We start from the raw sequence: 19,703 nt of genomic DNA, 5'->3' as shown, positions 1-19,703 counted from the left end.
CCCCGAAAGACGTACACCTGTTCAGAAGGTGCATCTTACGGGGTATTGTTTGTGGCTGTATTTTAACGATTATTTACCGAGTTGTTTGTCTACTTCTCTAACCGGATTCTCGCCAACATTCTCTTCAACCTTGTGGCTACTCATAAACCAGCCGATTACAGCGATGAGTACGAGCACAACGTAGAAGGTGGCTTTCCACCAGGTACTATGAGCGAAATCTTCGGACAGAACACCAAGTGAAGGGTGCGCCAATGTAATGACTGACAGCTTAACACCCACCCAACCTACGATAAAGAAGGCTGCAATTTCAAGTCCTGGACGGGAATGCAGCAGCTTAACGAAGAAGGAAGCTGCGAAACGCATAATGACCAGACCGATAAATCCACCGGCAAAGATGACGAGGAATTGTCCGCCATCGAGGCCTCCGATTTTTGGAAGACCACTTGCAGGAAGAGCAACCGCGAGTGCAACTGCGGCTAGGATGGAATCGACCGCGAAGGCGATGTCAGCGACTTCTACCTTCAGAACAGTAAACCAAAAGCTGGATTTCTTTTTATTGACCGCACCGTCAGTGCCGCTTTCAGCAGCTTCATCTGTGACGGGCTTCTTAAACAACAGTTTTCGGAAAATATGATTACCCGCGATAAATAATAAATAAATCGCGCCGATGGCTTGTACTTGCCAGATATCGACCAGATAGGAGATGACAAATAGCGAACCGAATCGGAACACGAAGGCCCCCGCTAATCCGTAAAACAGCGCTTTTTTTCTTTCCTCATCAGGAAGGTGCTTAACCATAATTGCCAATACCAATGCGTTATCTGCGGCGAGTAGTCCCTCTAGTGCTACCAGAACAAGCAATACCCAACCGTACTCTAATAATAATCCCCAATCCATTACTGTTGTCCTCCCTTTTTGAATGCAAATATCTACCAAAAGATATCTACCCTACCATTTTAACTAAATTTATATAAAAAAGACCTTTACCAAACAGATTAGCCTTTGGAATAAAGGTCTAACCTGATTGGTAAAGGTCTCGCTAACAATGTGAATTGCCAATAAAGCCGGAGAATATCCTCATATTCTCGTATTGACGACTTTATTTAACAGCTACTCCCCTTTACGGGATATATTAAATTTTTAAGATTATTCAATGTGTTCTTGCCTAAAGAGATCATATACGAGATGAAAGTCATTGTCAATAAAAGTTGCAGAAATAAATGGATTCTATCTTTTAAGAATCATTAAAATGGCCAGAAACATGACATGATGACGGAAATCAACAGAGATTGAATAAAAATGGAAACGGAAACATGATACATTTAGGTTATATAAACTAACATTTAATATGACGAAACTGCAAACATAAGGAAAAACAGGACTTAAAAAGGAAAAACTCGATTGACGATGTAGGTTGATGAAAATATGATGAAACTAATCAAAGCAATCGAACATGGTTTGTGTTAACTAAAATTACATCAGTTGTTCTGTTGAAGTGAGTTTTACTGCGAAGAAGTACTAGAAGTTCATGTTGCATAAAACTTTTAGGAGGTGGGGAAATGCCGCAGACGTCATCGAGGTTATCCATTGAAGCAGAGGAGGAGCTCAGCCGCCATCCCTGCTACAGCGAGGAAGCTCATCGTTTTTTTGCTAGGATGCACATCCCGGTTGCTCCCGCCTGTAACATCCAATGTAATTACTGCAACCGAAAATTCGATTGTGTGAATGAAAGCAGGCCTGGTGTAGTTAGTGAAGTGCTAACTCCAGAGCAAGCTGAAAGAAAAGTGAAAGGTGTAGCCGCACAGCTGATGCAACTGTCGGTAGTTGGGATTGCAGGTCCGGGTGATCCGCTGGCGAATCCAGAACGAACCTTTGACACGTTCGAACGAGTCAAGCGGCAGATCCCTGATGTTACCCTTTGCCTGAGTACTAATGGATTGACCCTTTACAGGCATGTAGACGCCATACTAGCGCTAGGTATCCGTCATGTCACGATCACCATCAATGCCATTGATCCCAATGTGGGCCGTGAAATTTATCCATGGGTTGTTGACGAAGGGGTCCGGTACGAAGGACAAGAAGCAGCGGAGCTGCTGATCAGCCGCCAGCTTCAAGGTTTGGAGCTGCTGGCACAGCAAGGTATTCTTGTTAAAGTTAATTCCGTTATGATTCCAGGGGTCAATGATCATCATCTCCCTGAAGTATCGCGAACAGTTAAAGCGCTCGGGGCAACTCTGCATAATGTGACGCCTTTAATTATCGCACCGGGAAGTCAGTATGAACGGGATGGGCGCAAGGCGCCGCGCCCTAAAGAACTGCACAACCTGCAGGAAGTGCTTGGGCGCGAAGGGATGAAGGTCATGCGCCATTGTCGGCAATGCCGTGCTGATGCCATTGGGCTGCTAGGTCAGGATCGTAATCAGGATTTTATATTAGAAAAGATGGATGCAAATCCAGTTATAAATGAGCAAGCTAGAGCGCTCTTTCAACGTGAACTCGATGCCAAAATCCGTCAGCGTGTCAAAGCCAAAGAGCTAAGGCAGAACTCTTTCCAGCAAGGGCAGCACACCACCAAAGTCGCTGTTGCTACACGTGGTGGGGATAAGGTCAATCAACATTTTGGCCACGCGACAGAGTTCATGGTTTATGAAACAGATGGAGTAAGCGTGAAGCTGCTAGGTGTCCGAAAGATTCAGGCCTATTGCCACGGTAAAGCGGATTGTAATGGGGATAAGAATACCACGCTACAAGAAATTATTTCTATATTACAGGACTGTCAAATATTGCTCTGCTCTGGTATTGGCGATGTCCCTCGCGCCAGCTTAAATAAAGCCGGGGTATTGCCTCTGGTGCGTAAAGGTGAAATACAGGATGTGATTCTCGAAAGTGTGAAGATCAGCTCTTATTTTGAAAATATATCGATTTCGAAGGGATGATGAATGATGAGACAAATTGCTTTTTACGGTAAGGGCGGTATCGGTAAATCCACAACTTCGCAGAACACTTTGGCGCAGCTCGCCACTAAATTTGGTCAAAAAACAATGATCGTAGGCTGTGATCCTAAAGCGGACTCCACACGGTTGATTCTGAACACCAAAGCTCAGAATTCAGTGCTCCAATTGGCAGCTGAAAGAGGAACGGTTGAGGATTTGGAGCTTGAGGATGTAGTTCAGTTGGGATATGGCGACATTCTTAATGTGGAGTGCGGTGGACCTGAACCGGGTGTGGGTTGTGCCGGCCGCGGGATTATTACAGCGATTAATTTTTTGGAGCAGCAAGGGGCTTATGAAGGATTGGATTTTGTATCCTATGACGTACTTGGTGACGTGGTATGTGGTGGATTTGCAATGCCGATCCGTGAGAATAAAGCACAGGAAATTTATATCGTATGCTCCGGGGAAATGATGGCTATGTATGCGGCCAATAACATTGCGCGCGGAATTCTAAAGTATGCCAACAGCGGTGGCGTAAGATTGGGCGGTCTGATCTGCAACAGTCGTAATACGGACCGTGAGGATGAGCTCATTATGGAGCTGGCACGCCGTTTGAATACACAAATGATCCATTTTGTCCCGCGGAATAATGTGGTTCAGCATGCAGAGCTGAGAAGAATGACCGTAGCCCAATATAATCCTCATCATCAGCAAGCTAGAGAATATGAGATTTTGGCAGAAAAGATTCTGAATAACAATATGATGACAATCCCGACCCCGATTTCTATGGAAGAGCTGGAGGATTTACTCATGGAATTTGGTGTGATTGAGGATGAAGAGACCGCGCTGAAAAAGCTGAAGGCATCTGGCCAATAATTAGGTTCGTCCGGTGAACAGGAGTGGAGAGACGGCTGTTCACCGGATCACTCTAAGGGATGAGGAGGATTCAGAATGGGGCTAAATATCGAAGATAACCAAAAGATGCTCGAAGAGATTCTTGAGGTTTACCCGGAAAAGGCACGGAAGGATCGTCAGAAGCATTTTGAAATCAATAATGAAGAGTTAATAAACTGTGGCAAATGCGCCATCAAATCGAATATGAAGTCCCGTCCGGGGGTTATGACCCAAAGAGGATGTGCTTATGCTGGTTCGAAGGGCGTGGTCTGGGGCCCGATCAAGGATATGGTGCATATCAGCCATGGTCCTGTAGGTTGTGGACAATATAGCTGGGGAACAAGACGGAATTATGCCAATGGAACACTGGGCATTGATAATTTTACGGCTATGCAGGTGACGAGTGATTTTCAGGAGACAGATATTGTATTTGGCGGTGACAAGAAGCTTGAAGTCATTTGCCGTGAAATTAAAGAAATGTTCCCACTGGCTAAAGGAATTTCGATCCAATCAGAGTGTCCTGTGGGGCTAATCGGAGACGATATTGAAGCGGTGTCCAAAAAAATGTCTATCGAGCTAGGTCTCCCGATCATTCCCGTTCGTTGTGAAGGATTCCGTGGGGTTAGCCAATCCTTGGGTCATCATATTGCTAACGATGCGATCCGTGATTTTCTGATGGGGAAGAAGGAGCTTGCGGAATGTGGTCCTTACGATATTAATATTATCGGAGATTATAACATCGGTGGGGACGCTTGGGCTTCACGCATTTTACTGGAGGAAATGGGTCTGCGTGTTATTGCGCAGTGGTCTGGGGATGGAACCATCAATGAATTGGCGATCGCGCATAAGGCGAAGCTCAATCTGATTCACTGTCATCGCTCCATGAACTATATGGTAACGACGATGGAGAAAGCATATGGGATTCCTTGGCTGGAATACAACTTTTTCGGGCCGACCAAAACAGCTGAAAGCCTTCGAGCCATCGCCGCAAGGTTTGATGAGTATATTCAGGAAAATTGCGAGAAAGTCATCGCTAAATACACGCCACAAATGGAGGCGATTATCTCTAAATTTAAACCCCGGCTGGAAGGTAAAAAGGTCATGCTGCTGGTAGGCGGATTACGTGCCCGCCATACACTGGGGGCTTATGAGGATCTGGGTATGGAGGTAGTGGGCACAGGTTATGAGTTCGCTCACAAGGATGATTACGAGAAAACATTCCCTGAACTGCCGGAAGGCACTATTATCTACGATGATCCAACCGCTTACGAGCTGGAAGAGCTTGCGCAAAGACTTGATATTGATCTGATGGGCTCGGGTGTGAAGGAGAAATATGTGTATCACAAGATGGGTATTCCTTTCCGGCAAATGCACTCTTGGGATTATAGTGGTCCTTACCATGGCTATGACGGGTTTAAGATTTTTGCTAAGGACATGGACATGACCATTAACAGCCCAGTGTGGAGCTTGATCAATTCAGGGAAAACAGGATCACTCCCTAAAAAGGAGGCGGGCGTATGAAGGACAAACTGGAGATCCCGGATTACAATACATTATTTCAAACTGAACCCTATGTGAAGCAACGTGAAGGGAAAAAAGCATTCGAGGCACCCTGCAGTGAGCAAGAGACAGCGGAAGCATTAGCCTACTCGAAGTCGTCTGAATATAAGGATAAGAATTTTGCCCGCACCTCACTGGTAGTTAATCCTCATAAAGCATGCCAGCCCCTAGGAGCCTTGATGGCTGCGCTGGGATTCGAAAAAACTCTGCCGTTTATACATGGCTCCCAAGGCTGCACTGCGTATTTTCGTAGTCATTTGAGCCGTCATTTCAAGGAGCCAACCCCCGCGGTTTCTTCCTCTATGACAGAAGATGGTGCGGTGTTCGGAGGGATGAACAATCTTATTGATGGTCTTGAAAATAGTGTGGCGCTCTATAAGCCAGAGATGATAGCTGTATCCACTACATGTATGGCTGAGGTTATAGGGGATGATCTGCAGGCTTTTATATCCAATGCCCGCCAGAAGGGTGCAATTTCGAACGAAATTCCAGTGCCCTACGCCAACACGCCAAGTTTTTCCGGATCACATATTACAGGTTACGATTCCATGTTAAAGTCCATCCTCAGTACCTTGTTCATCCGCTCTGGGATTGAAGCTACCCCTGGCAGTGGAGAGGGAACTGGAGAGAAGCTGAATGTCATTATAGGGTTTGAGCCTTATACGGGGAATTTTGCAGAAATTCGAAAAATCCTTGCCGCGTTTGATACAGGCTACACCTTCCTTGGTGACCACAGCGGCAATTTTGATTCCCCGGCTACAGGAGAATATTCCTATTATTATGGGGGAACGAAGCTGGCAGATGTGCCGAAGGCAGCTAATGCGTTGGGAACTCTTTCTCTTCAGAAATATTCTGTCAAAAAAACGTTGGAATACATCAGCGGCACATGGAAACAACAGACCGTTGCGATGTCGACTCCGCTGGGCATTCATGCCACAGATCGGCTAATAGAGTCTATCAGTGAATTAACGGGATTGCCCATTCCGCCTGAGCTTGTGGAAGAACGTGGCCGGGTAGTGGATGCTTTGCTCGATAGCCACCCTTATCTGCATGGCAAACGAGTGGCTTTAGTTGGCGATCCGGATTTGCTGATCGGCCTGATTGAATTCTGTCTGGAAGTCGGTATAGAGCCTATTCATATTGTGTGCTCCAATGGGGAAAACGGATTTAAAGAAGAAGCGAAAGCTCTGCTTGCTGCCAGTCCCTACGGAGCAGAAACAACGGTTCATATCGGAAATGATTTGTGGCATATGCGCTCTCTGCTGATTGATGATCCTGTGGATCTGGCCATTGGAAGCTCTCATCTTAAATTTGCTGCCAAAGATGCCGACGTTCCTTTGATCCGTGTAGGCTTCCCTGTTTTTGACCGCCATCATCTGCATCGTTATCCGATTATCGGTTATCAAGGTGCCTTGAACTTGTTAACTACTATAGTAAATACAATCCTGCAGGGGTTGGATGAGGATTCATCTGGCTTCAACCACGATCTTGTTCGTTAGTCCAATATTTATCGTAGTGACACTGAATAATTGAGCATTTTAAGAGTAAGGAGTATTCAGTTACGGGAGGTGGTACGATGGAGTCCATCAGAAACGATGTATTCGACGCGCAAGCTTGCGGGAGCTTAACTCCGAAATCGAAGCCATGTCCACGCCCCAAGCCGGGCGAAGCGGCTGGGGGCTGCTCCTTCGACGGAGCCCAAATCACGCTGCTGCCGATCATGGATGCTGCGCATCTCGTCCATGGGCCGGCTGCTTGTGCCGGGAATAGCTGGGAAAGTAGAGGGGCTTTATCAAGCGGGCCATCACTTTCACAATACGGATTTACTACAGATCTCAACGATAACGACATTATTTTTGGCGGAGAAAAGAAACTTAAAGATAGCATTGACTATATTGCCGGGCGCTTTATGCCTCCGGCAATATTTGTATATGCGACCTGTGTGACAGCATTGATTGGCGAGGATTTGGATGCGGTATGCAAGGAAGCGGCAGGCAGATTGGGGCTTCCTGTGATCCCCGTGAACAGCCCTGGATTCGTAGGCAGTAAGAATCTTGGAAATCGGCTGGCTGGTGAAGCGCTGCTACAATATGTCATTGGCACAGGTGAACCAGAGATTGAGATTCCTTTAGGTGTGAATTTGATTGGAGAGTACAATATCGCGGGTGAAATGTGGGATATCGAGAAATTAATGAAGAGTGTTGGAATTACGCTAATGTCCAGAATTACAGGGGATGCAAGATATAAGGAAATTACATGGGCACATCATGCAAAAGTGAATATGGTTGTGTGCAGCCGTGCATTGTTAGGTCTGGCAAAAGAAATGGAGGCAAGATACCACATTCCCTATTTCGAAGGCTCCTTCTATGGGGCCAAAGAGACAACTTATTCCTTACGTCAAATGGCTTATTTGCTGAATGACCGTGAGATGGAGCGGCGTGTGGATCGGTTGACGGAACGAGAGGAAAACAGACTGATTCAGGAGCTGCGGCCCTACCGCAAGCTGCTTAAAGGAAAGAAAGCAGTTCTCTATACGGGTGGAGTAAAAAGCTGGTCGATTATTTCCGCACTGAAGGAGTTAGGCGTTCAGGTGGTAGGTGTAGGCACGAACAAAAGCACGGAAGATGATGTACGGCGTATAGCGGATCGTGTTGGTGATGACACCGAATATATCCCGGAGGGCGGGGCAAGCCGAATTATCAAAACCGTCCGGGATCGTAAGGCAGATATTATGATTGCTGGCGGACGGAATATGTATGTGGCAATGAAAGAGCAGATTCCGTTTATCGATATTAATCAAGAAAGACACAAGGCCTATGCTGGTTACGAAGGTTTACTAAGGCTGGCAAAGGAGCTGACGTATTCTCTTGCTAATCCAATCTGGAAGCTGGCTGCCAGTGCCGCTCCCTGGGATAAGGAGGAACCTTCCTATGACCGTTAACAAAAGGAGTAAACCGACTTCGGTTAATCCAATGAAAATAGGCCAATCCCTTGGTTCCGTACTGGCATTTCAGGGTTGCTACAAGGCATTGCCTATTGTGCATGGTGCGCAAGGTTGTTCCGCATTTCCGAAGGCACTGCTTACCCGGCATTTTCGTGAGCCTATAGCCGTACAGACCTCTGCTTTGCAGGAGATGGATGTAATCTTTGATGCGAATCGTAATTTAGAGGAAGCTCTAAATACCATACTCAGTAAACACCGACCAGACATTATAGGCATTATTGGGACTGAGCTGACGGATGTGGCAGGAGTGGATTATCAATCCATGCTCAAGACCTATAAAAGGGAGCGGAACATGCGGGGTGGGCTTGCTTTTTCCGTCACCTTACCAGACTTTCGTGGTTCATTGGAATCGGGGTTCAGCTCTACCGTGGAGGCGATGCTTGATGAGATGATTCAGCAGGTAGGCCATCGGGGTTCAAGGAGTGTAAATACACGTCAGATTACCCTCTTGCCGGGATCGTTTCTGACGCCGGGTGATGTGATGGAGCTGAAAGAAATGATATCCTCCTTCGGTTTTGAGGTAATCGCTCTACCTGATATTTCGACCTCTTTGTCTGGGCATCTGCTGACAGGATTTTCACCGCTGACAAGAGGTGGGGTGCCTCTAGATTCGATGCTGCAAAGCTTGCATTCGGGTCTAACCATTGCCATCGGCGGAAGTATGGAGCGTCCAGCTAGAAGACTGCATAATGCGCTGGGAACTCCCTACAAAGTATTCGAGAGTGCGATGGGGCTTAAAGCAACGGATGATATTTTGCAATTCCTGCATCAAATTAGCGGGGAGCCGGTACAGCTTCGTTATTGCTGGCAACGGGAGAATTTATTGGATAGCATGCTGGATGCTCATTTTCAATTTGCGGGGATGTCTGCACTTGTCGCGCTGGAGCCAGATCATTTGTATACCGTATCTTCTTGGCTCGAAGAGCTGGGGGTGGAGCAAAAGGCCCTGGTCACCTCCTATGAAACTCCTTTGGTGGTTGAGATGGAACGAGAGGTATGGGTCGGTGATCTGGATGATGTTGAGCTTTTGGGCAAAGGTGCAGATTTATGGATCGGTAACTCACATGGGATAAATGGAGCGGCGCGGTTAGATGCTGCTTTTATGGCGGCTGGATTTCCCGTTTGGAATGAGCTTGGTGCTTATATGGCCACCTCTGTAGGGTATCGGGGAGCGATGGAGTGGACGAATAAAGCGGCGAATCTGTTAATGCGAAGGGAGGAGGAACATCGTGAAAGTAGCATTCGCTACAGAGGATGGAATTAGAGTGAATGCCCATTTTGGGCAGAGTCCGATGTTCGCAATTTATAAAGTTACCAAAGGTGGCGGGGAGCTTATAGGTCTTCGTAAACTGCCAACGATTCTCAATCAGGATGAAGCAGGCAAAATAGAGAGTCGTCTGGAGGTGGTAGAGGATTGCACGCTAATATTCATCATGCAGATTGGAGCCTCAGCAGCGGCAAGAGTCACACGTCGTAAAATTATGCCGGTAAAGGTTCCACCAGGCAGTCCTATTGATGAGCAAGTGAAGCGGATTGTTGAAATGCTACAGGGCAAACCACCGATGTGGCTAGCCAAGGTATTACATGCTGAAAATGAAGCGGAAGGGGCGAGTGTAGATGGATCCCATAGCTAATGAGAGTGCTGCATTAATGGGCCGGGTTGCTCCGGAAGCGGCAGTATTAAAACGCCGTTGTCGAACCACGGAGAAAAAGCTGGATAAAGATATAGCAGAGATGCTCATACGCCGGTTATGTCAATTGCTTGATACAGAAGACTTTTTTGGAAGGCATGCTTCTCTTTCACCACAGAAGAAGATCGAACGATTGTTTCTCGCTTCCCCTGAAGACAAGAACAAATCTGATTTTAACTGCGCGGTTTCTCCAAAGGTCCGTTTGCAGGTTCCTCTCTTGTTTCAGGCGGTGGCGGGCGTGATCGAGGAGAAAAGTGGGGTTCTGGTTCAGAGCTCTTCTGAAATAAATGGGGAAGGATTTGGGCGTGCTCTTTTATATAGTGATCGGATTATTCTTGTGTTAAAAAGCTTGAGAGCAGGTTTTCCGTTTCCTTTTACCTCGGAGGATAAAGTAATTCGCTACGGCGTTGCTTGTGTAGAAGAAGGGCTGGCCTTTATGGATAAATTTAATGAAATGACAGCTCTCTATGGAACGGATGGTCTGGAGGGTTAGATTCCAATGATGCAGCTCAGCCACAGGGAGGGAGCAAAATGGAGCAGCTTGTAGGCGGCACCGAACTGGAACGATACGCACGCCAATTGAAGCTGCTTGGAGAAGGCGGGCAGAAAGCGCTAAAAGAAGCTACAGTGATGATTGCTGGAATTGGTGGGCTTGGAGGCACTGCCGCACTTTATTTAGCTGCTGCCGGAATCGGCAAGCTGATCTTGGCGCATGAAGGAAACATTGTGCCTCCAGATTTAAATCGACAGATTTTGATGGACAGTGATCATTTGGGTATGGAAAGGATGAGCACAGCAATTCAGCAGCTAAAACGTCTGAATCCAAATGTTGAAATTGAAGGATATAATTCGAAGATTGAATACAATATGGCAAAACCTTGGGTAGAGCAAGCTAATATAGTGATTGATGCACGGTATGATTTTCCGGAAAGATATGCGTTGAACCGCCTATGTGTAGAAACCGGCACGCCAATGGTAGAGGCGGCGATGTATGGATTTGAGATTTCACTAACAACGGTTATACCTGGTGAAACCCCTTGCTTAGAGTGTCTTTATCCGGATGTGAATCCAGAATGGGAACCGTTTGGCTTTCCAGTATTGGGAGCAACCTCCGGAATTGCGGGTTGTCTGGCTGCGTTGGAAGCCGTAAAATGGGTTACAAGGGTAGGGACGACTTATGCGGGCGTAATGCATCGCTTCAATTCACTCGACTTCGCCTGTTACAGCGTCCATATTACCCGTAATCCGAATTGCACTTGCTGCGGAGAGGAAGGTAAACCGTGAAAAGTCTCAGGCTATGTGACACGACACTTAGGGATGGTGAACAGGCGGCTGGAGTTTCATTCACGAGGGAAGAAAAGCTGGAAATCGCAAGGTTGCTGTCGGAATGCGGAGTGGAGCAAGCAGAGGTAGGAATTCCTGCCATGGGCAAGCAAGAGCAAGAAGATATTGCGGCTATCGCTGATTTAGGTCTACCTATGAAGATGATGACTTGGAATCGGGCTTTGGAAAGTGATATCGATAAAGCTTGGGCGACGGGTGTGAACTGGAGTCATGTATCGATCCCTGTCTCGGAAATTCAATTACAAGGTAAGCTAGGTTTAACACCTGCCAAAGGTCTGACAAGATTACTGCATGCGACGGAATATGGTCAACGGCTAGGAATGACTGTGTCGGTGGGGATGGAGGACTCTTCAAGGGCAAGTATGGAGTACTTGGTTGAACTGGTAAATACATTATATAAAGAAGGCATTCGTTGGTTCCGTTATGCAGATACGGTATCTGCTCATCATCCGGGTCAAATGGCAGAGCGGGTAAGCACATTACTTAGTGCTGTTCCTGCAGATGTAGAGCTTGAGGTACACTGCCACAATGATTTTGGTCTTGCGGCTGCAAACACACTTAGCGGTATTGCCGCGGGTGCGGTCTGGGCAAGCACTACGGTGGCAGGGATTGGTGAACGCACCGGGAATGCAGCATTGGAAGAAGTAGTGATGGCTTGGCGTTATCTTTATGGCGGGGAGAGCAGCGTGCGTCCAGAGTGTCTGAAGGGGGTGGCGGATAGGGTGATCGCAGCCTCGGGCCGAAGTGTCGGCGATGCCAAACCAATCGTCGGATCACTCGCCTTCACACATGAATCTGGGATACATGTTGACGGTTTGTTGAAAGAAACAGCCACCTACCAGACCTTTGATCCCACTGAGGTGGGGAGAGCACATCATTTTGTGTTAGGTAAACATTCCGGAAGTGGTGGAATCATGCATGTTCTGAACGCACATGGTTTAGAGGTTAGTGCGGGAACCGCGGGACGTTTGCTTGAACGGGTGAGAGACTATGCCGAAGTTAATAAAGTGAATGTGCCAGAGCTCCTCTTGGTTGAATGGCTGAGGGAGGATTGGCAACGACCGTAAGAGATATCAGTAAGAATGAATAAAGGCTGACAAGACGGGTACGAAACCTGTCTTGTCAGCCTTTTTATGTTGTTATGATTAAGTTTATTGTGTTAGCCCTTAACCGCCCCGGCGGTAATTCCCTTGGTCATCTGTTCTGTGAAGAGCAGGTAGATCAGGATGGTTGGGATGGCGATGATCGTCATAACCGCGAACTGTGCACCATAGTTGGATGAATACTCACCAGTGAATTTCATAATGGAGAAGGGAATCGTCTTAAGATCTTCCGAGGTGAGGAAGGTGTTCGCCATAATGAATTCATTCCAAGTGCTGATGAAATTGAGTACACAGATGGTTGCCAGCGCCGGTTTGGTGATGGGCAGGATGATACGGAAGATTAACCCGTAAATGCCACTGCCATCAATAACGGCGGACTCTTCAATAGCCCGTGGGATGGTCTCCAGGAACCCGGTCATAATCAGGACACTCATGGGGATGACAATGGCTGAGTAAGGCAAAATCAATGTGTACATATTGTTCAGCATCCCAAGCTTGTTAAACAGAATGAAGTTTGGCAGCAATGTGGCGTGAATGGGAATGATCATGCCTAACATGATTAGAGAGAGGACGATGCCACTTAGCTTCCATTTCATCCGGGTAAACGCATATCCCATCATCAGGGACACCAGCGCAGAGAGCATAACAGTAATCACTGTAATGATAAGACTGTTGGCAAAATAACGTGGCACACGCCCGTAGGTAAAAGCGTTTCGATAGTTCTCCCACTGGGGTGGAGAGGGCCATTTCAGAAATGAGCTTCCAAAGAACTCACCGCTCTTGAGCAGGGAATAATCGATCAACCAAATAAGCGGAAATAACTGAATCAACGCCATGATACACAGGAACACCATCATTAGGATTTTGCCCGTTGTAGGCTTTCTGCGTTCTTGTTTGTGAAGGTTTAGCTTAGGGGGTGAAGCGGCAGGCGATAAGGAATTATTCATAGGATTTCCTCCGGTTACAGGGTTTCTTTAAAATTCTCCGATATCTTTCTTTAAAATCTTGTTGAGGATAACGGTTAGGATCAGGCAGAACACAATAAACAGAATCGAAATGGCATTACCATAGCCGTATAACGATGATGAGAAGGCGGTTTTGTACAGATAGTTCCCTAGGAATTGTGTGCTATTTGCAGGGCCACCGTTGGTCATTAAGAATACGGTTTCCATTTGCTTAAGGCAGGTGGTGACGGCAATGATGATGGCAACCCGCATCATCGGCGAAAGCAGCGGAATGATGATACGCGTGTAGAGGGTGAAGTTGTTGGCGCCGTCGATTCTTGCGGCTTCGCTTAAATCTTCCGGAATGCCTTGCAGACCTGAATAATACAGCAGCAGTGCATACCCAAAGCCTTGCCACATAACAACAATGATGATGCACCAGATGGCCGTCTTTGGATCACCGAGCCAATCATGCGTAAGTGCATCCAATCCAACTCCGCTTAGCAGCTTGTTGAGCAGTCCGTAGTTTGGATGGAAAATTCCGGTCCACAGCTTGGCTGTAACGACGACGGAAATTACAGCGGGGATAAAAAAGATCGTCCGGAATATTTTTTCGTATTTGCCGGAATTGGTTAGGAATATCCCCATGAGAATGGCAAAGGGATGTTGTAAAAATACAGTGGCGGCGGTCAGGAGCAGGGCATTGACTAGCGATCTCCAGAACACTTTGTCATGAAATAGAATTTCACGGTAGTTATCAAAGCCGATGAAATTGTATTTGCCGATTCCGCCCCAATCCGTAGAACCGTAATAAGCGCTCATGAAGATAGGGATGCAGATCATAAAAGCAAATAGGAACAGTCCAGGTGCGATGAGTAAGAATATCGCTTTTTTGTCGCTTAACACTCTGTGCATGGAAATCTCCGTCCTTTTAAAGAGTAATCTATCTATTACCATCGTAACGGGAAGCCAGGCACCGGAACATGCCGTAAATTTCAGATCGGTGTATACATTTTTTCGAAAACAAAACCCCGGCCTCTGGGGGAAGCCGGGGTTTGCGCACTGCCATCTATAAGGTTACTTCAGGAGCGCTAAGGTTCATGTTTTTTGTAGTCTCTGGTTTATTTACCAGCGAATTTATCGGATGCAGCATCCAGTGCTTTGGCGAATTCTTCAGGGGTAATTGCATCAGAAAGCAGGCTTTGATGCGCCTCCATTACCTTTTGCTTGAACTCATCGTCACCCACATCCTGCAGTGGAGTACCGCTGGAGGATGTCATCGAGCTGAACACTTCAATCAATTCTTTTTGCAGCTGGGTTTCGTTACCCGTTAGGAATTGATCGAATTGCTGCGCAGGTGTACCCGCGCCAGCTTGCCATAGCATTTTAGACCAATGCTCTGGAGCGAAGAAATATTTCAAGAAATCAACAGCGGCTTCAGCATGTTTGGAGTTTTTGCTGACTGCATATCCACCACCATACCAAGCAGCATCATCGGTTGCTTTACCTTTATCTGAAGCTGGGAAAGCGAAAGCACCTACGTTATTGCGGAATTCTTCAGAGAAGTTCTCGTCTGTTGCCAGACCCGACTCCCAAGCGCCCATAAAGAACATGGCAGCTTGCCCTTGTCCGAACAAGTTGCGTGCAGCACCGTAATCGGCAGTCAGCCAGCCATCGGCAAAACCTTTAGCATCGGCAAATTGCTGCATTTCAGTTGCGGCTGCAACGAGACTAGGATCTGTAAAGGATATTTTACGCGCAACAGCTTCATCCATTGTATTGAAATCGCCAGTCTGACGTTGGGCTACAAATTCATACCAGATAGGCAGTGTCCAAGCGTCCATACCATTCATAGCGATCGGGTTAATTTTCTTGGCACGAAGTGTTTTGACGGCGGCAAGCAAATCATCTGTGGTTTTTGGAACCTCGATGCCGTTGTCAGCGAATATTTTTTTGTTATAGTACATGACCATGTAGTCGGCACCACGCGGCAAGCCGTAAAGTTTACCATCTTTACTGAAGCCGTCCATGGATCCGGACACAAACTGATTACCTTCGAAGTCAGCGCTGTTCAGTTCAAGCAGCAGATCGTTATCCAGCAGCGGACTCAGGAAGGAGGGCTGACCCCAGGCTTGAATGATATCAGGCAGCTGATTGCTGGAGGCATACACTTTGATTTTTGATTTGTAAGGCTCATCTTGAAGCGCTTCCACTTCAATCTTGACGTTAGGGTTCTCTTTCATGTAAGCATCGATAATGTCTTGCTCTACCTTACCTGAACCATTTGCCCGATCCGCGAGCGCGGTGAAGAACTTCAGTGTGATTTTTTCGGCGGGTGTGTTTTCCCCTGCACTTGCTGTTGCTTCGGCAGTAGCTTCGGCCTTGTCATTTGTAGGTGCATTGGTAGCTTTCGCATTGTTATTTCCGCCACCGCAGCCTGCGAGCAGAGCTGGTAGCATTAGACTCATAAGTGCTAGCTTTATTCCTTTACCTTTCATCAAAAACCCACCTTTTTTATGAGATATATTTCCACTAGAACGGCTGTCATCAAACGAGGACGACAATGTCGTTTCTTCTTGCATCCCCATCTTAAGAGTTTATGACCGATAGAAACATGGTCCATATTTAAGAACTATGTAGGCATTTTTCAGTGATTGTAAAAAGCTGGTTCAGGGTTTAATGATTTCAGTTATACTTGGTTTACACATTTATTGATTATACATGAAGGTGGTTCTCATGAATCGAAACATCCGCTTATTAAGCCGTTATCGCCATCTTCCGCTCCAGTTTAAGCTGTTATTATGGTTTGTGCCGCTGCTTCTCGTGACTATATTCGCTATGGGGTGGAACTCCTATCAGATCTCTTCGCAGCAGGTGGTGGAGAAAATGAAACAGTCACAGGATCACCTGACCCGAAAAACAGCAGAGCAGATTGATGAGATGGTGAGGGGAATGATTTCTTTTTCCAATACACTCTTTCTGGATGAAAGTGTGCAGCGGCTCTTAGTGTCGTCAGAAGCACAAAAAGAACGAAATTCCGTATTTAAAACGGTCACCAACCTGATGGTCGCTGGCAACTCGATTCAATCACTGATTCTATACTCTTTGGAAGACCAGAATAACGGGGCGGAGCCTTTTGCTGCGAACCAAGCCGGATTGACAACTGGCATGAAGTTCTCTAACTTTATCCAAACCTCGTACTACAAGGAAGCCGTTGAAGCCGCAGGTAGTCCAACCTTTGGATTGTCCAGACCCACGGATGGCATATTTGTTGGTGATCATTATCATAAGATTGTACTTTCCAGAATTATCAAGAATGTATATACTTTAAAACCGGCAGGGCTTGCGGTGATCGGGGTCGATGCTGGTAAGATTGGAAGCCAATATCTAGACAACTCTGAAGATGATGTAGATATGTTTGTGGTAGATCGAGACGGGCTCATCATTACGGCTTCTAACAAGAGCTGGATCGGCAAAAGAGATCTTGATCTTCCGTATTTTGCGGACAGCGATCCTAAGTTGAGCCTAAAGGAGAGACTGGAGTCTACAGCGGATCACAAACAGTGGATTGTCTCGCATCTGCAGTCAGAAACGACGGGTTGGTATGTAGTGGTGGTGCATTCCAAACGGCAGCTTGTCAAAGAGCTGGGACAGATTTCACAGGTCACGGTGACGATCGCTTTTCTGTGCTTAGCAGTTAGCTTAATGGTTACCTGGCTCGCCGCCGCCTCAATAACGAAACCGCTGAAAAAGCTTTCCCGCTCCATGCGCAGATTCCAGACAGGGGATTTCACGCAGCGCGTATTTTTTGAAGGAAATGATGAGATTGGTCTTTTGGGCCATGGTTATAATCTAATGGTGCAGCGGATCAAATCGCTCATCAATGATGTATATGCCTCCAAACTGAAGCAGCAGGAAGCAGAATTGAAAACGCTTCAGGCACAGATCAGGCCGCACTTTTTATATAACACGCTGAATACGATTTGTTGGGAAGCTGAGAAAAAGGGCGACAAAGAAATAGCCGATATGGTCTATTCGCTTTCTCAAGTATTCCGGCTGAGCTTAAATGATGGGCGGGATACGTTTACATTGGAACAGGAAGTAGAGCTTGTGACGAATTATTTGTTCCTGCAAAAAAATCGGTTTCGAGAACGTTTTGAGTTCGAAATTGCCTTGGATGAGAGTATCAAGGATTTCACAGTTCCGAAACTGCTGCTCCAGCCACTGGCGGAAAATGCAGTGATTCATGGGATCGAGCCACTGGCTGGAAGTGGACTCATCTCGATTCGCGCCTTCCGCAAAGATAGAACTATTGTGCTCGAAGTTCAAGATAACGGGGTGGGAATCACGCCGGAAAGACTTCAGGAGCTACATCAGCGTTTAGCGAGAGGAAGCTCTATTTCGGAGGAAGAGGAGAATGCTGGACGTTCGGGGTTTGCACTCTCGAATGTACAGGAACGTTTAGCTTTGTTTTTTGCCGGAGCCTCATTGCAAGTAGAGAGTGTAGAAGGAGCAGGCACACGTATTATCATTCATATCACTGTGGAGGGTCCCTAAATGATGAAGCTGAAGCTGCTGATTGCTGAAGACGAAGACACCATCCGTGAGGGTATCGTCAATATGATTGACTGGAATTCGCATCAGATTGAGGTAATGGGCGAGGCGGGGAACGGAAGTGAAGCGCTGGCTCTGATGGAGTCTGAACAGCCGGATTTATTGTTAACGGATATCCGCATGCCGCAGATGAATGGTCTGGAGCTAATCGAAGCTGGACGGCGTCGCGGTTACGACTTTCGCTCGATTATTTTATCTGGATACAATGAGTTCTCTTATGCGAAACAAGCGATTGCGCTGGGGGTTGTCGATTATGTGCTGAAGCCGTGCCGGCCGGAAGAAATTCTGAAGACGGTACTAAAGGCTAAGGAGCTAATTGAAAGGCAGCGTTGTCAGGAGAATGAGCAGCTAAAAAGAGATCGTTCCTGGCATAAAAATGCACCGCTTGTCAAAAGCCAAGTGCTGTCCCAATGGATTCATCATCCTCCGGTTCCGCTGGAGCGGCGGCAGGAGCTGATCGGTGAGTTAGCTATGGCTATTAGCCACGAAGGTCCGCAGATTGGGCTGGTCAGCTTTGATTTTGATCCTCCCTCTGCCGGTGGGTCTGGACAGGATTTTGTACTTTTACGTTACGCGGCCCTAAATATTATTAGTGAGACCTTGTCTCCTATCTATAAAGGAAAAATCGAGACCTTTCATGATGGCAATCTCCTGCTCTGGATCGGCAGTGGTTTAGCTGGAACGGATTCCCGCAAGTCTTACCGAACCCCCATCTATTTAAAAGAGCAAATCGGGATGCTGCAAAGCAATCTGGAGAAATACCTCAAGCTGTCAATCAGTATTGCTGTAGGCTCCTGTCGTGCGGATATTTCGGAAGCTCACCTGTCTTATAAAGAAGCGCTTCAGGCCATGGAATCCCGCTTTCTGAACGGGAAAGGCGGCGTTTATTTTTATACAGAAGGCTCGGGAGTTATTGGGGGTGGCGCACAGGAGATCGGGATTTTAGATGATCCTGAATTAAATGTGCTGGAGGATGAGATGCTTGTGGCAGTCGGTGCAGGAAGTAATGAGCTTGCCCTCGATCTGCTGGAGCAATGGCTGGAACGTTTTCGCGGAAACCCCGGATGCCTCAAGCAGGAGGTGAATATTCGGGCAACAGCTTTTGTCGTTCGCCTTAAGAGGCTTGCGCAGGAAAAACAAGTAGCTGGATTCGAATGGAAGCAGCATTTGGTCAATTGGATGGAGCAGGCACCACAGATCGAGACGCTGGAAGAATTGTCTACGATCCTGAATAAGATCATGCAGAATGTGGTGGAGGCTTTTTCTAAACATCGCCCTCTGCATCGAACAGTAGTTACAGCGCTCGAGATCATCCGTAACAAATATAATACCAATCTGTCTCTGGAATATGTTGCGAAGGAAGCTTATGTATCTAATACTTATTTAAGTTCACTGTTCCGCCAGGAGCTGGGTGTGAATTTTCTCGATTATTTGCATCAATACCGGGTAGAAGAGGCAAAAAAGCTGCTCCGCCAAAACTTAAAAATGTACGCTGTTGCAAAGTTAGTAGGCTACGGGGAAGAACGCCACTTCAGTGCTACTTTTAAGAAATGGACCGGACTTACGCCCTCACAATATCAAAAGGGACTAGGGAAGTAGGAGCAAATTGTTATCTA

Annotated in this window: 16 protein-coding genes; 12 read left to right on the top strand and 4 right to left on the bottom strand. The window is 46.8% G+C overall.

The features are described from left to right. Positions 1-69: 69 nt before the first annotated feature. Positions 70-897 carry a TerC family protein gene (locus tag NSQ66_RS24580; RefSeq protein WP_036679597.1) on the bottom strand — a complete coding sequence of 276 codons (828 nt, stop codon included), beginning with the start codon at positions 895-897 and terminating at the stop codon, positions 70-72. Between the two features lie 662 nt (positions 898-1,559). On the opposite strand from NSQ66_RS24580, the gene nifB reads away from it, so the two are divergent. The 10 genes from nifB to NSQ66_RS24530 all read left to right on the top strand — a co-directional run bounded on the left by nifB (position 1,560) and on the right by NSQ66_RS24530 (position 12,493). Beyond that, a complete protein-coding gene (gene nifB, locus NSQ66_RS24575) occupies positions 1,560-2,936 on the top strand; it encodes a nitrogenase cofactor biosynthesis protein NifB (RefSeq protein ID WP_038573093.1) in 1,377 nt (458 codons plus the stop codon). A gap of 3 nt (positions 2,937-2,939) precedes the next feature. Further along, on the top strand, positions 2,940-3,809 hold the full coding sequence (gene nifH / locus NSQ66_RS24570; protein ID WP_235219430.1) for a nitrogenase iron protein: 870 nt from the start codon (positions 2,940-2,942) through the stop codon (positions 3,807-3,809). A gap of 75 nt (positions 3,810-3,884) precedes the next feature. Then, a complete protein-coding gene (gene nifD, locus NSQ66_RS24565) occupies positions 3,885-5,348 on the top strand; it encodes a nitrogenase molybdenum-iron protein alpha chain (protein WP_036679590.1) in 1,464 nt (487 codons plus the stop codon). After that, positions 5,345-6,886 carry a nitrogenase molybdenum-iron protein subunit beta gene (gene nifK / locus NSQ66_RS24560; protein WP_038573092.1) on the top strand — a complete coding sequence of 514 codons (1,542 nt, stop codon included), beginning with the start codon at positions 5,345-5,347 and terminating at the stop codon, positions 6,884-6,886. The genes nifD and nifK overlap by 4 nt, the downstream gene beginning before the upstream one ends. 77 nt (positions 6,887-6,963) lie before the next feature. Then, positions 6,964-8,328 carry a nitrogenase iron-molybdenum cofactor biosynthesis protein NifE gene (gene nifE, locus NSQ66_RS24555; protein ID WP_038573091.1) on the top strand — a complete coding sequence of 455 codons (1,365 nt, stop codon included), beginning with the start codon at positions 6,964-6,966 and terminating at the stop codon, positions 8,326-8,328. Further along, positions 8,318-9,655, top strand: coding sequence for a nitrogenase iron-molybdenum cofactor biosynthesis protein NifN (gene nifN, locus NSQ66_RS24550; protein WP_038573090.1), 1,338 nt, complete (start codon positions 8,318-8,320; stop codon positions 9,653-9,655). The genes nifE and nifN overlap by 11 nt, the downstream gene beginning before the upstream one ends. Next, positions 9,621-10,025: a NifB/NifX family molybdenum-iron cluster-binding protein gene (locus tag NSQ66_RS24545; protein WP_036679578.1), complete on the top strand. Its 405-nt coding sequence runs from the start codon at positions 9,621-9,623 to the stop codon at positions 10,023-10,025. Before nifN ends, NSQ66_RS24545 begins: the two co-directional genes overlap by 35 nt. After that, entirely contained in the window at positions 10,009-10,575 is a 567-nt protein-coding gene (locus tag NSQ66_RS24540) for a DUF269 domain-containing protein (protein ID WP_038573089.1), read from the top strand. Before NSQ66_RS24545 ends, NSQ66_RS24540 begins: the two co-directional genes overlap by 17 nt. A 38-nt stretch (positions 10,576-10,613) precedes the next feature. Further along, complete coding sequence (locus NSQ66_RS24535; RefSeq protein ID WP_038573088.1) at positions 10,614-11,366, top strand: HesA/MoeB/ThiF family protein; 753 nt, start codon at positions 10,614-10,616, stop codon at positions 11,364-11,366. Then, positions 11,363-12,493, top strand: coding sequence for a homocysteine methyltransferase (locus tag NSQ66_RS24530; protein ID WP_038573087.1), 1,131 nt, complete (start codon positions 11,363-11,365; stop codon positions 12,491-12,493). Before NSQ66_RS24535 ends, NSQ66_RS24530 begins: the two co-directional genes overlap by 4 nt. A 92-nt stretch (positions 12,494-12,585) precedes the next feature. On the opposite strand, the gene NSQ66_RS24525 is transcribed toward NSQ66_RS24530, so the two are convergent. From NSQ66_RS24525 to NSQ66_RS24515, 3 genes are all read right to left on the bottom strand, one after another. Further along, positions 12,586-13,476 (bottom strand): carbohydrate ABC transporter permease, encoded by an 891-nt coding sequence (locus NSQ66_RS24525; protein ID WP_038573086.1) that lies wholly within the window; start codon positions 13,474-13,476, stop codon positions 12,586-12,588. Between the two features lie 27 nt (positions 13,477-13,503). Further along, a complete protein-coding gene (locus tag NSQ66_RS24520) occupies positions 13,504-14,388 on the bottom strand; it encodes a sugar ABC transporter permease (protein ID WP_036679565.1) in 885 nt (294 codons plus the stop codon). 206 nt (positions 14,389-14,594) lie between these two features. Next, positions 14,595-15,971: an extracellular solute-binding protein gene (locus NSQ66_RS24515; RefSeq protein ID WP_036679562.1), complete on the bottom strand. Its 1,377-nt coding sequence runs from the start codon at positions 15,969-15,971 to the stop codon at positions 14,595-14,597. A gap of 238 nt (positions 15,972-16,209) precedes the next feature. On the opposite strand from NSQ66_RS24515, the gene NSQ66_RS24510 reads away from it, so the two are divergent. Together NSQ66_RS24510 and NSQ66_RS24505 are read left to right on the top strand one after the other, a co-directional pair. After that, positions 16,210-18,030, top strand: a complete 1,821-nt coding sequence (locus NSQ66_RS24510; protein WP_038573085.1) for a sensor histidine kinase — start codon at positions 16,210-16,212, stop codon at positions 18,028-18,030. Continuing rightward, positions 18,031-19,686 carry a response regulator gene (locus tag NSQ66_RS24505; RefSeq protein WP_038573084.1) on the top strand — a complete coding sequence of 552 codons (1,656 nt, stop codon included), beginning with the start codon at positions 18,031-18,033 and terminating at the stop codon, positions 19,684-19,686. It abuts the gene before it with no gap. Positions 19,687-19,703 lie beyond the last annotated feature (17 nt).

It is taken from the genome of Paenibacillus sp. FSL H3-0329 (assembly GCF_037963285.1).
GTDB lineage: Bacteria > Bacillota > Bacilli > Paenibacillales > Paenibacillaceae > Paenibacillus_AQ > Paenibacillus_AQ odorifer.
This window is presented reverse-complemented; position numbering and strand designations above follow the sequence as displayed.

Excerpts from the sequence above, each read along its gene's own strand:
- nifK (WP_038573092.1), top strand. The coding sequence starts at position 5,345 with ATGAAGGACAAACTGGAGATCCCGGATTACAATACATTATTTCAAACT.
- NSQ66_RS24505 (WP_038573084.1), top strand. The coding sequence starts at position 18,031 with ATGATGAAGCTGAAGCTGCTGATTGCTGAAGACGAAGACACCATCCGT.
- nifB (WP_038573093.1), top strand. The coding sequence starts at position 1,560 with ATGCCGCAGACGTCATCGAGGTTATCCATTGAAGCAGAGGAGGAGCTC.
- nifN (WP_038573090.1), top strand. The coding sequence starts at position 8,318 with ATGACCGTTAACAAAAGGAGTAAACCGACTTCGGTTAATCCAATGAAA.
- NSQ66_RS24525 (WP_038573086.1), bottom strand. The coding sequence starts at position 13,476 with ATGAATAATTCCTTATCGCCTGCCGCTTCACCCCCTAAGCTAAACCTT.
- NSQ66_RS24580 (WP_036679597.1), bottom strand. The coding sequence starts at position 897 with ATGGATTGGGGATTATTATTAGAGTACGGTTGGGTATTGCTTGTTCTG.
- NSQ66_RS24540 (WP_038573089.1), top strand. The coding sequence starts at position 10,009 with ATGGATCCCATAGCTAATGAGAGTGCTGCATTAATGGGCCGGGTTGCT.
- NSQ66_RS24535 (WP_038573088.1), top strand. The coding sequence starts at position 10,614 with ATGGAGCAGCTTGTAGGCGGCACCGAACTGGAACGATACGCACGCCAA.
- nifH (WP_235219430.1), top strand. The coding sequence starts at position 2,940 with ATGATGAGACAAATTGCTTTTTACGGTAAGGGCGGTATCGGTAAATCC.
- NSQ66_RS24515 (WP_036679562.1), bottom strand. The coding sequence starts at position 15,971 with ATGAAAGGTAAAGGAATAAAGCTAGCACTTATGAGTCTAATGCTACCA.
- nifD (WP_036679590.1), top strand. The coding sequence starts at position 3,885 with ATGGGGCTAAATATCGAAGATAACCAAAAGATGCTCGAAGAGATTCTT.
- nifE (WP_038573091.1), top strand. The coding sequence starts at position 6,964 with ATGGAGTCCATCAGAAACGATGTATTCGACGCGCAAGCTTGCGGGAGC.
- NSQ66_RS24520 (WP_036679565.1), bottom strand. The coding sequence starts at position 14,388 with ATGCACAGAGTGTTAAGCGACAAAAAAGCGATATTCTTACTCATCGCA.
- NSQ66_RS24510 (WP_038573085.1), top strand. The coding sequence starts at position 16,210 with ATGAATCGAAACATCCGCTTATTAAGCCGTTATCGCCATCTTCCGCTC.